This window comes from Methanosarcina horonobensis HB-1 = JCM 15518 (assembly GCF_000970285.1).
Taxonomy (GTDB): domain Archaea; phylum Halobacteriota; class Methanosarcinia; order Methanosarcinales; family Methanosarcinaceae; genus Methanosarcina; species Methanosarcina horonobensis.
The window spans coordinates 2,662,526-2,675,689 of record NZ_CP009516.1 but is presented as its reverse complement, the minus strand read 5'-3'; the positions used below and the strand labels follow the sequence as shown (position 1 = coordinate 2,675,689).

12 protein-coding genes and 2 pseudogenes are annotated in these 13,164 nt (G+C 38.2%); 8 read left to right on the top strand and 6 right to left on the bottom strand.

Annotated elements, in window-relative coordinates; all coding sequences use genetic code 11:
- Positions 1 to 949: 949 nt before the first annotated feature.
- Positions 950 to 1,297 (bottom strand): hypothetical protein, encoded by a 348-nt coding sequence (locus MSHOH_RS11855; protein WP_239450943.1) that lies wholly within the window; start codon positions 1,295 to 1,297, stop codon positions 950 to 952.
- A gap of 394 nt (positions 1,298 to 1,691) precedes the next feature.
- Entirely contained in the window at positions 1,692 to 2,312 is a 621-nt protein-coding gene (locus tag MSHOH_RS11850) for a DUF106 domain-containing protein (RefSeq protein WP_048143419.1), read from the bottom strand.
- A gap of 623 nt (positions 2,313 to 2,935) precedes the next feature.
- Here MSHOH_RS11850 and MSHOH_RS11845 point away from each other — a divergent pair.
- Positions 2,936 to 3,547, top strand: coding sequence for an orotate phosphoribosyltransferase-like protein (locus MSHOH_RS11845; RefSeq protein WP_048139878.1), 612 nt, complete (start codon positions 2,936 to 2,938; stop codon positions 3,545 to 3,547).
- Between the two features lie 474 nt (positions 3,548 to 4,021).
- Positions 4,022 to 4,489, top strand: a complete 468-nt coding sequence (locus tag MSHOH_RS11840; RefSeq protein WP_048139877.1) for a universal stress protein — start codon at positions 4,022 to 4,024, stop codon at positions 4,487 to 4,489.
- Between the two features lie 280 nt (positions 4,490 to 4,769).
- On the opposite strand, the gene MSHOH_RS11835 is transcribed toward MSHOH_RS11840, so the two are convergent.
- Positions 4,770 to 5,060: a hypothetical protein gene (locus MSHOH_RS11835; protein WP_158024141.1), complete on the bottom strand. Its 291-nt coding sequence runs from the start codon at positions 5,058 to 5,060 to the stop codon at positions 4,770 to 4,772.
- Positions 5,061 to 5,547: 487 nt separating this feature from the next.
- Between MSHOH_RS11835 and MSHOH_RS22840 the strand changes: the two are divergent.
- The 5 genes and pseudogenes from MSHOH_RS22840 to MSHOH_RS23795 all read left to right on the top strand — a co-directional run.
- A pseudogene (locus tag MSHOH_RS22840) lies at positions 5,548 to 6,030 on the top strand (transposase).
- Positions 6,031 to 6,050: 20 nt separating this feature from the next.
- The gene (locus MSHOH_RS11825) at positions 6,051 to 6,371 is read left to right on the top strand and encodes a hypothetical protein (RefSeq protein WP_048139873.1); all 321 of its coding nucleotides are present in this window, start codon (positions 6,051 to 6,053) and stop codon (positions 6,369 to 6,371) included.
- A gap of 332 nt (positions 6,372 to 6,703) precedes the next feature.
- Positions 6,704 to 6,886 (top strand): hypothetical protein, encoded by a 183-nt coding sequence (locus tag MSHOH_RS23800; protein WP_158024139.1) that lies wholly within the window; start codon positions 6,704 to 6,706, stop codon positions 6,884 to 6,886.
- A gap of 656 nt (positions 6,887 to 7,542) precedes the next feature.
- Positions 7,543 to 8,727 carry a hypothetical protein gene (locus MSHOH_RS22175; protein WP_052730835.1) on the top strand — a complete coding sequence of 395 codons (1,185 nt, stop codon included), beginning with the start codon at positions 7,543 to 7,545 and terminating at the stop codon, positions 8,725 to 8,727.
- A gap of 217 nt (positions 8,728 to 8,944) precedes the next feature.
- Positions 8,945 to 9,144, top strand: a pseudogene (locus MSHOH_RS23795) (IS5/IS1182 family transposase); the annotation flags it as partial.
- A gap of 253 nt (positions 9,145 to 9,397) precedes the next feature.
- Here the strand turns inward: MSHOH_RS23795 and MSHOH_RS11815 are convergent.
- Complete coding sequence (locus MSHOH_RS11815) at positions 9,398 to 10,510, bottom strand: phosphoserine transaminase (RefSeq protein ID WP_048143417.1); 1,113 nt, start codon at positions 10,508 to 10,510, stop codon at positions 9,398 to 9,400.
- Positions 10,511 to 10,776: 266 nt separating this feature from the next.
- Between MSHOH_RS11815 and MSHOH_RS11810 the strand changes: the two genes are divergently transcribed.
- Complete coding sequence (locus MSHOH_RS11810; protein WP_048139871.1) at positions 10,777 to 11,214, top strand: GNAT family N-acetyltransferase; 438 nt, start codon at positions 10,777 to 10,779, stop codon at positions 11,212 to 11,214.
- A gap of 535 nt (positions 11,215 to 11,749) precedes the next feature.
- Here MSHOH_RS11810 and MSHOH_RS11800 read toward each other — a convergent pair.
- A complete protein-coding gene (locus tag MSHOH_RS11800; RefSeq protein WP_048139867.1) occupies positions 11,750 to 11,959 on the bottom strand; it encodes a hypothetical protein in 210 nt (69 codons plus the stop codon).
- A gap of 418 nt (positions 11,960 to 12,377) precedes the next feature.
- The gene (locus MSHOH_RS11795; RefSeq protein WP_052730834.1) at positions 12,378 to 12,722 is read right to left on the bottom strand and encodes a DUF2115 family protein; all 345 of its coding nucleotides are present in this window, start codon (positions 12,720 to 12,722) and stop codon (positions 12,378 to 12,380) included.
- Between the last annotated feature and the right edge of the window lie 442 nt (positions 12,723 to 13,164).

The following is a 13,164-nucleotide window of genomic DNA, read 5'->3' as shown; positions in this document are numbered from 1 at the left end:
TTGAATCTATAAAATAAAGGTGTCAGGAAAAGGAGGTTCAACCTGACATGATTTTGAGGCTAAAAAGAAGGGAAAACATTATTCCAGCACATAAGGCCGATGCTTCAAAGAAAGAAGATGTGCAAATTCATAACACATCAAAAAGAACCTCAAAATAGACAATGAGTTTGTTGGATATGAGTTTGGGAACTCACTGAGAAAAATAATAAACAAATACGTGGATTAGATAAAATACCTTACAAAAAGTAAGAAATGTCTGACTCGGAAAACTTATTAAAAATGGCTTAGATTAAATTTGGACAAGGGTTGGTAATTCATCGAAGTAATTCGTCAGGAAATGAATTAAAGGGAAATTAATCGGTTAAAGTGGGAAAATCAGTTAAATTCCTCCAGAAGCGATTCCGGTAAGTGAAGAAAATCAGATTAGTGGGCTGCCAGGTCGGACAGTGTTCAGGATCTCAAGTAAGGATTTTGACTAATATTATCCTAATAGTGACTTGAGAAATGGCAAACCTGAGCTCATGTCATGACCTAAATGGTCAGGTTCAAAAATTAGCCTTAACCTGATTAAGCAGTCTGTTTTTCCTTTTTCTTGTCTCCGGACAAAGCAAACCGAAAAGTAAGAAAAGCAAATACTGGCTTAAATACTGAAGTATCCTCTTCCCTCGTTTTCTGACGAGTTTTTACCTTCATACCAGCTGGCTTTTCAGTCAAATTTTGTTTATTCTCTCATGTTTTGCTGGTCTCTGGTTAATTTGTTGATTTATGCCATAACAATAAGGAATATCTCAGTTTTTCTCTTCCTTGCCAAAAGGCTGGTCTTCAGGGCTGAACGGCTGGAGCCGGCCTGCAACCGGTAAAAAAATCTGAAATCCACCAAGTTCTGAAAACACCTTTTTAGGAACCGTTACCGATTTGAGTAGTAAAATATTGAGTAAAAACATTACCCTTAATAATTAAGTTGCTCTGCCATGCTGACAGAAGTGATTATTCGGATCTGTATCTTTGAGACCATACTCTTTCCAGACATCACACGAATCACAAATGCATTGTCTGTCAAAGTTAAGGTCCTTACATCGTGGCTTCTCTTCTGAGCAATACACCCCAGGGATATACTCCGGATATGGGACGTCTCCTGCGGGCATATATTCCATTGCTTCTCTTGAACTTTTAATTTTATCCTGTGCACATGGACTGTCAGCTTGGACCGAACACTGCGGGCATTTACATCTACTAATGTTTTCTTCAGTTGATTTATCTTTTCCCATACTGTGATCCCCCAAAATTGATCCTCCAATTAACAATTCCTTTTTATAATTTGTATATAATAGTAAAAATCCTTGCATAATTATTACTCAGGCAGTCAAAGAACCCTTATGAGAATTTTTTGCTAAATAATTTTTTAACCTGCCCGAAAAAGAGAAGAACTATCCCGTTATATTCCCAAGATATTCACGGCATCCTTACAGGCAATCTCACATTTTAACACGTTTTTTAAGTTAACCATTAACTTTCCCGTTTTCTTATTTTAGCAGGTAAATTCCTCATTTCTCCCGAAAAAACGCTAATGGTTTAAATAGAAAGTTTTTTACAACGATGCAAACGCTAAAAACCTTTTTCCTTATTCTTGACCTTATATTCTTTCATCCTCTTGTTCTGTAATGTACCTTGAAGCCCGCCACGAGGTGTGATCAGACTGCACCAATGTTCAATATCTTCCTAATAAGTTGGCTGACTCCTATAGAGCAAATAAAGTACCAGTAAAGCCAGTGCTGAAAAGGGCCAAAAGCATGAGAAGTAAGCAACTGTTTACCCCAGAAGGGAAAAACCATAGTAGCGGATTTGTGGCCGTTGATGTAGTAGTGAACCCACATTAAAAGAGGAACAGAAATGATACTGATATAAGCCATGGGCTTGAACTGTTGTTTGGACATCTTCATCTGGTCTTCCATCATATCCTTTCGTTGATCCTCAAGTTTTTTCAGCATATCGGTATTTTGGGAAAGCTGTGCCTCTCTGAATTCCGTTTGGAAAGACTTCATCCGTTCTTGAGTATTCCTCATCAGATTCCAGTCGATTGTATACTTCTGGATAAGAGATGAATAAGTAGCAGTAATAGCCGCCGCTACTAAAAGGACCAGATAAAAGTTCTCCTCTCCGACCAGAGCAAGTACAGGATTCATAATAATACTGATGACTTCTCCCACAGCCTGCCTGAACTCCTGTCCAAGAATCATTATCCCGAACATAAGGGAAAAACCGAAAGTTAACAGGAATCGATCAATCTGCTTTTTTAATGTATCTGAAACCAAGTTGTCTTCACCATCAGGTTCAATAGAATCATTTTTTTCTTTAAAACTCCAGCAAAGCAAATAAGATTTTTCCATCTCAACAAGGAAAATGAAGCTACAAGTGCTAGGTTAATTTTCGCAGTAAAATCAAAATAGGTAGTAAATAAATCTTAGTGATAAGAAGGTAAGGGAAATTCCAGTTTCCCAACTTATTTCTTTTGATTTTACCCTTGTCACTGCTTTCAGAAAACTGCAGACAAAAGCTGATTATAAAGTATTACATTATTGTGAGATAGATGGTATTACTATCCTTACTTCATGCGTTTTAAATTTCTCGATAACAGATGCAGGTAGTGGAAATTTTGCCACAGGATTTATGTAAAGACGAATATCGTTTACTTCATTTTTCCGCAGTATAATAACAATGAATCAAAAGTACAGAAATCATCGAATTATCTATTCTATCATGTTGGTATCCCTTATTTTAGGCAGTTCATGGAAAAAGTGCCTAATAAAAGAGGAAATTATAAAAAAGATGATCTTAAACTGAAAAAAAAGATATAACGCTTGATATTATAACCCTGTCTTAATTTAGAGTTTTCGTAGATATAGCCAAACAAAAATTTCAGGTAGGAATAGGAATCATGAAGGATATAGAAGATTTAATCCAGAAAGCTGTGGAACTGCAGAGCAACGGGCTTATTACCGCCCAGATTGCCGATGAACTCAACATTTCAAGAGAAACGGTTGTCTGGCTTTTAACTCGTTCAAAAAAAGAAGAAACAACTCCAGCTCCAAAAGATATTTCTGTAAACTGGAGCAGTATAGGGAAAAGTGCTAAACGTCTCCACAATGTTTCGCTTGCACTTTGCGACATGGTGCTTGAGACTATGGAAAAGATAAACGCCGAAGTAGATGTGGTCGTTGGCATTGCCGCCAATGGTATTCCCCTGGCAAGCATGATGGCATATGAACTGGATGCAGATCTAGCTATTTATCATCGTAAAGGTCAGGAAAGCGTTAAAACAGGCCACCGAGGCATCATAAGTAGAAATTTTGGATCCGTTGCCGGTAAAAACTGCATTATCGTTGATGATGTTATTACCACAGGTTCAACAAGTACGGAAGTGATTGAACAGCTAAAGGAAATGGATGCAAAACCAAGAGTCGTAGTGGTACTTGTCGACAAAAAAGGTGTAGATACGATGCATAATGTTCCGATTCAGTCTCTTGTAAGAATTGCACGTTTAGACTGAAAATATCTGGAGCTCGTTACAGAATAACTAAGAAACATATAATTATTTTGGAACAAAACTGATAGAGATGCTTGCGAAAATAGTTAAGCACAATGAAAAAAAACGGACCTGAGTTATTTGGCGTTGGGTCCTCAGAAGGTCAACCTATGCCTGGGGTTGATCTTCCAGCAGGCAAGAATAAGGCGAGGCCTATACGCCGAATGTCCAAAATATCTATCCTTACCGAGCGACAGCCCTATCCTTTTAGATTAACTTCAAAAATTAAAGGGAATTAACTCAATGAAGTTTGTTCACTAAATCTTAATAAAGAAGGTTGCTAAGGTTGTCTTGCCTGGACTGAATAATAGTTATTCTGCTTTTTATATTGTCAAAAATCAAAACGTTTCCAATCAAGAAGTCCTATGGCTTTTTCACTTCACGAACTCCGATGCTATTATATGTCTTCCCGAAAAATAGTGTAATTGATGATTTTACATGGGTACTGTTAATTTTAAAAAAATAGTGATTGCAACCGATGGCTCAGACTGCTCCAGGCTGGCCGTTGACAAAGGGATAGAGCTTGCTCAATTGGGTAGCGGAACAGTTTACGCGGTCTATGTGGTATCAACGGCCTACTTATCTATGGACGGGGATTACTTTATGGGTGTGAATCCTTATTGGGAGTCGATACAAGAGGCATGGAAAACACAAGGGCAGCAGGCTGTAAATTATGTAAAAAATTTAGGAGAGATGAAAGGAATCAATGTGGAATCTGTCCTGCTTGAAGGCAATCCCTCAGACGAACTTATCCGATATGCAGAAGAAAACGAGATGGATATCATTGTTATGGGCACTCTCGGAAAGACAGGACTGGACAGGTTGCTTCTTGGCAGCGTTGCAGGAAACGTGGTCCGTCACTCGAAGGTTCCTGTTATGGTTGTAAGGGATGAGTGTATTAGGTAAAAAGTCAAATATCTAGCCATAAATTAGCCAAAGATTAGTCCAAGTTACTCAAGATCCAGCTTCAAGCCTTGTGACGATGTTAATAAAAGGTTTTTCGGGTCTATTCAGAGCCTGTCCAAAAAATAGATAAATTGTATGTAAGGTAATGTGTAGCAGTAACAACATGAAAAATCAGACACAACTATTACATATTTAATGAATTTCAGAAATAAATAGAAACTTTACTACGCTATCAAAGCACTAATATTCAGTGTAGCGAGATTTTTTAGATAAACTCTAATCAAGCTTCTTCTCGCATTACCGAGAATACTGTAATATCATCTCTGTTCTTATCATAGAATATGATTTCGTCATATTTATGATCGCTTGACTCATTGAGTTCGATGCCTACGTAAATTTCACCGTTTATATCTTCAGTAAACCAACCTGTAAAATCATTGTCCACTAATTTTTCTAGCTCTTTTAAAATTGCTATATTATTTCCCCACTCTAACTTTGTGAACTTAAGAAGTTCTTCGAAAATCCTGGTATTTCGATAAACACCGTCATCTCCCAATTCAAAATCTGCCATAATGTCACCCTCTAATATAATGTCACCCTCTAATATAATGTCACCCTCTAATATATAGTAGTGATTTCTATAAAGCCCTATGCTAAGAAGGTTTTTATTAAAGATTTTCTCCTGGGTATCTCTATAATTCACGGACTATGTGTAAAGTGCTGGTAAGCGAAGATAAATTTATTCAATTGCCTGCAACGTATTTGATTTTATAACATCAAAAACTGAGTCCAGAAATTGATTCAAAAAAGCCTCTAGGAATATAAAAAAATAGAGATTTTTCGTTGAAGTCGAGAATGGTACCAAGTATATGAAGTGTGTAAATTGGTATGTATATGACGTGCATGATTATAAGTTTAAAAGAGTCCAAATTTAACAAAAAATTAGCTTTTTCCTTAATCCATATCCTCTTTTTTCGGCTCGTTGAGCCTCTTCGCCAGCTTCAAGACCAAGCTCTAATGCTCCTTGTTTGTAATGCCGGAATAAGAAATATCTTGTAATGACAAAACGTAAAATCAGCTACGATTACGAGATTTCTGACGAATTTTGGAATAAAATCAAACCATTATTACCTTTTCCTAAACCAAAAAAGAAGGCTGGAAGACCCAGAAAAGATGATAGGAAAATAATGAGTGGTATTTTTTATTCTTCGTACTGGTAGTGGAAATTATTGCCCCGGTTTTATGGAACCCCAAGTACCGTACATGATATATTTCAGGAGTGGCAAAAAGCTGGATTATTTGAGAATATGTGGAAAGCTGGTCTTCTCGAGTATGATAATAAACGTGGAGAAGAAAACATAAGAAAAAAAGAGATACCAGGTTACAGAGCAAGAAGGTGGGTAGTGGAAAGAACACATTCATGGATTAACAGATTCAGAAGGCTGCTTATTAGATGGAAAAAGAAAATTGAAAATTACATGGCTATGCTCCATTTAGCATGTGCATGCATAACATTCAGAGCAACAGGACTTTTCGAATAGGCTCTAAATATCGAAAGTCTATGATTGAGCAAGCCGGAATTGCTATTTTCATCTATGGAAACAAGCTTGACTCTTCAGATAATATTGTCCTATCTGAAGGAATGAAACAAGAATTTGAATTATGCAAGAAAGCTGGGGTTCTGCCGATTCCTATTGGAGTTACTGGATACATGGCCGAGAATCTATGGAATGAAGTTTGGGACGATTTCGATACTTACTACCCAGACGCCTCTCCAGGATTTAAAAGTAATTTTGAAAAACTTGGTGATAAATCTCTAGCCACTTCAGACTTGATTTCTGTAATCTTAGACCTAATTCAAGATATACAGCGAAGTTATTAATGGCAAGCAGTTAGTACTTATTTCAGTCGAATACCCCGTTAGCTTGCAGTTTGTCCGACAATTACCTCCGGTAATAAAAGAATTCCTTCTTTTTTGATTTGAAAATCTTATTTGCTTTCTTTTTAGCACTTTTTTATTACGATCAATAATTGTCGGACAGCCTCTTTAGGGTGGGGTGGCCGCTCGCAATTTGATTTTTTGATTTTGCCCTGTTTTTTGCCTCCAAGAGCTAAGATTCAGATCCTGATGGTTTGCCCATTGAATTAAGACAGTGGTAAAGATTCGAAACATCCCGGTTTAGATCAGACTTAAAAGTTTAGAAATTTATATCAATGTCGCATGGAGATGACAATATCACATCCCTGCATTCCGTGTTGCTATTCGGGCTTCGCGGCATGGCAGCCTGTGCCTGGCATGCTCATGTCCTCGGCAAAGTCAACTTAAAATGCCTGGTGCTCCTTGATGAAGTAAATACGGCAGCATATGATCAGCCGGTGCCACCAAAGTTTCGATGAACATAGATAAGAAACCGTTCATCGTCATCTCTAACCATGACCTGCTGGACTTAGATCTTTTCTTAAAATTAAATCTGATTCTATAATTAGAATAGAATTTATGCACCTGACTGAAAAACAAGCATTAAGACATTAAACACCTAGGATATAATTTAAATCATAATGTCTACAGTACTTGAATTTATACTTTGAATGCGTAAGTCCTATGGGGAATAAGTATTATCCTTAAGGTCTATGTGTACCTTAATTCCAGAAAAATTTGTGATTTGAATTTGGAGTTAACATTGCCTCTTGTCCAATTGTAGAAATAATTTGAATTTAAGGCAGTCTCTTGGCTGGCTAGAAAGGGATCCACCGACAGATTCGTCGAAAAACTGGAAAATAAGAAATCCTTAAGGAAAAGAGTACGATCAAACACTCGAATAAGAGTATGATCAAACACTCGAATGAAACGAATAAGAAGTGCAGCTACATGTCGATGAATAGTCTCAAGATATATTATTATGAAATCCGTGGAACTGACAGAACGTTTTTCTTGTTTCACGGTGGTGTCGGTGAAAGCGAAAAGTTCGGCCCTATTTTGAAACATAACTTAATTGCGCTTAAGAAAACTGCATAAATTGAGGCTAAGACCAGATTTTTTGAAGGAACAAAATATGATCATGGGTCCGTGGGAGAGAAAACTTGCCAGAAATATATATGCCGGCAGCCTGCTGGAAGTATTTATGGTTACGGCTGTAACCGCAGTCCTTGCCATAAGGTTCTTTCTTGAAATCACAGGTTACCCCCAGGTAGGAGGAGGCGGTCTCCATATAGCTCATGTACTGGTCGGAGGCTTTTTCATGTTGGTCTCCATATTGATCCTCCTGATCTTCCTTGGCAACTATTCAAGGAGCCTGGCTGCAGTCCTTGGCGGCTTCGGCTTTGGCGCCTTCATAGATGAACTGGGGAAGTTCATCACAAGCGACAACGATTACTTCTTCAAGCCTTCTATTGGCTTGATCTACATTACCTTTGTTCTTCTTTTCATTTTTATCAAAAAGATAAGCAACATAAGCTATCTCACAGAAAAGGAAAAACAGATCAACTTCCTGGAGATATCCGGGGAGGCGGTTCTCAAGGGCAATGAGGCATATGAGATACTTCTATCAAGGAGTGTACTTGAGAGGATAGAAACCCAAAAGGTATTCCCAAATGACTCAGATAAGACCTCAGGAGACCTGGATGAGATGCCAGATCTGCCTCCTCCTTCAAGTCTGGAGCCCAGGATCTACACTACTGCCAAGATAAGGGCTGATAATCTCTATAGCTGGATGATCAGAAGGACATGGTTTATTCAGTTCCTGATAGCCTTTTTCTTCCTAAAATCCCTGATATCCCTGATAGAAGCGATCTACCTCAACGTGGATATACATAATGCCATATTCTGGGCAATCTTTGCCTTAGTATCCCTGGGGGTTTACGGAATCCTGGTTTCAGGGATATCGACCATGAAGAAGGCAAGTTACATTATGATTCTCATAATCCTGACTTCAATCTTTCCCTTCACTATCCTGGACATGGCGCTACCATCTCTATCCTTGATTGATGGGTTCCATCTGGGTTTTACAGTACTGGCAGGTGGCTTCTCTATAGCAGGAATTCTAAGCATACGAAAAAACAGGCTCAAAGCTTACCGTCTTCTTGAGAGCGCAGTGTTGATTTATATCTTTTTTGTCCATGTCTTTGATTTCTTCGAAATTCAGCTCTACGGACTCTTTGGCCTTTCTGTTGACTTGGTAACGCTTATAGGGCTGAGATATATGATTGATCAGGAAACAAGGAAGGAATCAGGGATGTAAAAGCAATCTAAAAAGATAGCCACTTAGATAACAAGACGTCCTAAAATAACGTTTTTGGGATAGATGCATCGCCTGGCTTTCGATGATTATTCCAAAACTTGAACATGATGCCGATGTGCCAGATCTGGCATAACGAGGATAACCTGGCTTGACTATAAAAAAGAAGTAAAGTTTAGCTATTTAGCACATGAACCTTAAAATCTGAAGTATATCGGAAAAAAGCCGGGGAGAGGAAAACATAAGAAAGAGATACCAGGTTTTAGGGCAAGAAGATGGGGTGTAAAGAGAACACATTCCTGGACAAACAGATTCGAAAGGCTACTTATTAGATGGAAAAAGAAAATTGAAAATTACCTTGAGATGCTACATTTGGCATGTTCATGGATAACATTTAGAGCAGCAGGATTTTTCGGATAGGCTCTAAGTGTTTTTTTGCTTAAAATACGAACATTCTATCCTAAAACGTTCGTATTTTGAAGTTACGAGAATACAAGTTTTACAAGAATACCCCCAATACAATTATAAATAGTGTTTTATATATTTAAAGGGCGAAATTATTTCGGGATAAAACATCTTTTGCTATCAGCAAAAAAGATATTAACGATCTCTCACGAACTCTTCTTTGCTGATAACAAAAAGGACTATATTATTTCCTTCTTAAAGGATTATGTCATTCAACCGAATTATAAGCCCATTCGATCCATTCACAGAGGCATTGTAAATCCTCTTTCTCGACGGTAGCACCGCACCAGATGCGCAAGCCAGAAGGAGCATCCCGGTAAGAACCGATGTCATAAGCAACTTTTTTTTCCTCAAGCGTTTTAATCAGTGCTTTAAGCTTTTCGTCGGATAAATCAACTTTAAAGCAGACACTGGTGCTGGACCTTATCTCTTTTGTTTCCGCTAAGAAATGGATCCAGTTGTTTTTAGCAACAAATGCCTCAAAGACCGCCAGATTTTCATTTGACCGCTGGATAAGTTTTTTAAGCCCTCCGATAGACTCTGCCCATTTTAATGCTGCCAGCCAATCTTCATTAGCCAGCATGGATGGGGTGTTAATAGTAGAGCCTTCAAAAATCTCCTTATTCAGTTTACCACCTTTGGTCAGTCGGAAAATCTTGGGCAATGGCCAGGCAGGAGTATAGCTTTCTAAACGCTGAACAGCCCGCGGAGATAAAATCAGTATCCCATGTCCACCTTCCCCACCTAAAACCTTCTGCCATGAAAAGGTAATGACATCCAATTTATGGTAGGGTATATCCATAGCAAATATAGCAGAGGTGGCATCGCAAAGCGTGAGCCCTTCCCGGTTATCAGGAATCCAGTCGCCGTTGGGTACTTTGACTCCGCTGGTAGTCCCATTCCAGACAAAAACGACATCATTCTTGAAATCGACCTTCTTTAAATCCGGTAATTCCCCGTATTCTGCCTCAAAAACTCGTACATCTTTTAATTTTAACTGTTTGGTGATGTCGGTCGCCCATTCTTTACTGAAAGATTCCCAAACCAGGACATCAACCCCGCGGCATCCCAGCATAGACCACAAACTCATTTCAAAAGCGCCTGTATCGGAAGCCGGCACAATACCTACCAGATAATCAGCAGGAAGTCCAAGCATATCTCTTGTTCTTTTAATTGCTTCAGCTAATTTTTCCTTGCCGGGTTTGCTCCGGTGCGACCGGCCAAAAGGTGCATCCTTCAGCTCTTCAACAGAATAACCTGGATGTTTGGCACAGGGCCCTGAAGAAAAACAGGGATTTTTAGGAACTCGTGTTGGTTTCATTTTATCTTTTCCTTTTTTGGTACTGTTATGTCTTCGGGGGATAAGAAATTTTCCAGCTACAGGCGAACATGCAATTATAGCCATCCTCCGAAGGCTTAACAGTACCTTTTATTTATCTTTTCGTGCTGCTTTTGCACGGTCAGAACCGAAGTTCGTAGCTACCAAAAAATGCTTATATTAAGGGAATTAGACAAAGCCCTCAGATTTAATATATTCCCTGCAAAAAATGGGAATTAAGGTTATTAATTTAGTTTGGTGGTGTTTCTATGAAGATCGGATTTGCGCAAAGCAACGATATCGATGGCTGGATTAAATTACTGGAGCTCGTAAAAGATAATTTTCCGGGGCTTGACATGGAAGAGTATAAAAAGGGGCTGTCAACAAGAATACTCGAACAGGGCGCTTTGGTAGCGAAAGAAAACGATATGTTGATTGGAGTCCTGCTGTTTTCAAGAGAATCCAAAGAACTTGAGTTTCTCGCGGTACACCCTCAGTACCGCAGGCTGGGCACGGCGACTGCCTTAATCCGGTACATGCTTGCCATTTTTCCTAAAGGTAGTTGTTTTACCGTTATAACCTACCGGGAAGATGATCCAAAAGGCAAAGCAGCGCGGGAATTGTACAAAAGAATAGGTTTTATGCCTGGCGAACTTATCACGGTTTTTGATTATCCGTGTAAGAAATTTATATATACCAATGAATAGGCAAACTGTGCTGAAAAATATTGAATATAAAAGCGGTGTCGTAGCTTATCTTGAGTACAAAAATCCTATGATTTAACTTTAAGGCGGGAAGTCCCCTTCCTCGGAGCGAAGCGACAGGTGGGGGATGAAAGCCGTCAACTTCCTCACGTTCTCTTGTTATTGATTCTGCTAACTTACTTGTATTATTAAGGCCATTATATAGTGCTGTATTGTCACCACAAGCTGAAGCGAGAACCAAGCAAGGCGGTTGGAAACAGGATATGGCAACTCCTGAAGGGATCGGGAGATAACGCCACTGAAAGGTGGAAGCTGTAAAGCATCTCAAGTATATCACGCTCATAGATTCCAATTCAAATTCCATCACCTGCGGAACGCGGGGAAGAGCCTGTATGACTTGTCGCCATTAGGCGGAGGGGTGACTCAGGAAGCTCCTCCCTCAAAACTCTGAGCTTCGCGAAGAGTTTAGGGAGGGGTAGTTCACTTTTCAAATTTTCTCATAGAACACTATCTTAATGTTATAGCAGAAGGGATTTTTTTAGTCAAGCTGCGTAATTTCAATTATACATGTTACAGGTTCAGAACCTTGTCCATATTTATACAGTAATCCTTCTGGAGTAGGGTCTTTAGAAATAACTTCTGCTTTTATTCTTGCTTCTTTTTCATTTTCTGCCTCAACCTCGGTTACATCTACGAAGTGTTCTTTTTTTGCAGAATGTCCTTCAAACCGTACTTTATATCTGTGCATATGTAACCCCCAATCATTATATTAATAAGTGAATTTTATTATAGATAATCATATCGTCTTGTATGCCCAGATATATCGTAAGGTCTGTGAATCCTAGTTTTAGATTCGATCTCAGTCATAATAAACAGGAACTTAATACGCGAATTACCTTTCAAGTTATTTCCCAACAAATTTTTTGAATATTGGATTTCTTTTTTAATATTTTTTATGGGATACAGTTTTTTATATTTGGCATGAAAGCATTTGAAAGTGCTTTCATTTTTTGGATATGTTACTCGAAGAATATCATGCACGTTTTTAGAAGATATACAAACTTCTCATATGGTCCGATAGCTCTAACCTTGAAAAACAGGTACATTTACAGGCAATCTCACATTAAAACAAGTTTTTAGGTTAACCGTCGACACCATCATCTGTTTTAATTAATTTTCTTACAAACGCAATATTTACATAAAGACATAGCCTCTGATAGATACTTACTTTTCATTGGACAAAAATAATTGTCTCCTTTTTTAAATATTTTCTTGTTACCATCAATAATCATGCCTGGGGGATGCAGTGGCTTCTTTGCTTTAAAGGTTAAATAGGTACATATAATTCGAATATATTCTTTTAAGTCTTTTTGATTGGGCACATTTTCATCCATATATTGATTTATTCGGAGAATGAAGTCTTCGAGTTTTTCGTGATCAATCTCTTCAAGAGTATCTACGTAATTCCGATTTCGAAGCTCTGAGAATATTTCTATTATTATATCTGGCAATATGCTGGATTATATATTTGGGGCTTTCTGGAGGATCTTGTATATGTTTATTATCATACTCTTTTGCCTTCATCAAATATTCAGGTGATATATTATCAGATTCATTCTTTAATCAAAGTTGCGCTGGCGCACCCCGCTGCAAGCAACGGGGTATGTTCGCGCCACCGCTCCAAATTTCGTTAAAGTAGACAATAACCCTAAATAATTTAGTTTGAGCAGAAATTGACAGCCCAAAAATGAAATTGATACATTGAACTTTCATTAACGGTTACTGGGAAAGTTTTCCATCCCCGCAGCAAGCTAGCGGGGTATTCGACTGAAATAAAAGCAATAGTTCACTGGAATTAATTTACTCACCTCAAGTATTATCTAAAAACTTTTTGAAGATAAAATAGTTTTATTCTAGCCTGTAATTATGAAATTCTTTTTCTAAAATCAAGTT

Excerpts from the sequence above, each read along its gene's own strand:
- MSHOH_RS23800 (WP_158024139.1), top strand. The coding sequence starts at position 6,704 with ATGTCGCATGGAGATGACAATATCACATCCCTGCATTCCGTGTTGCTA.
- MSHOH_RS11825 (WP_048139873.1), top strand. The coding sequence starts at position 6,051 with ATGATTGAGCAAGCCGGAATTGCTATTTTCATCTATGGAAACAAGCTT.
- MSHOH_RS11810 (WP_048139871.1), top strand. The coding sequence starts at position 10,777 with ATGAAGATCGGATTTGCGCAAAGCAACGATATCGATGGCTGGATTAAA.
- MSHOH_RS11800 (WP_048139867.1), bottom strand. The coding sequence starts at position 11,959 with ATGCACAGATATAAAGTACGGTTTGAAGGACATTCTGCAAAAAAAGAA.
- MSHOH_RS11840 (WP_048139877.1), top strand. The coding sequence starts at position 4,022 with ATGGGTACTGTTAATTTTAAAAAAATAGTGATTGCAACCGATGGCTCA.
- MSHOH_RS11845 (WP_048139878.1), top strand. The coding sequence starts at position 2,936 with ATGAAGGATATAGAAGATTTAATCCAGAAAGCTGTGGAACTGCAGAGC.
- MSHOH_RS11835 (WP_158024141.1), bottom strand. The coding sequence starts at position 5,060 with ATGGCAGATTTTGAATTGGGAGATGACGGTGTTTATCGAAATACCAGG.
- MSHOH_RS22175 (WP_052730835.1), top strand. The coding sequence starts at position 7,543 with ATGATCATGGGTCCGTGGGAGAGAAAACTTGCCAGAAATATATATGCC.
- MSHOH_RS11815 (WP_048143417.1), bottom strand. The coding sequence starts at position 10,510 with ATGAAACCAACACGAGTTCCTAAAAATCCCTGTTTTTCTTCAGGGCCC.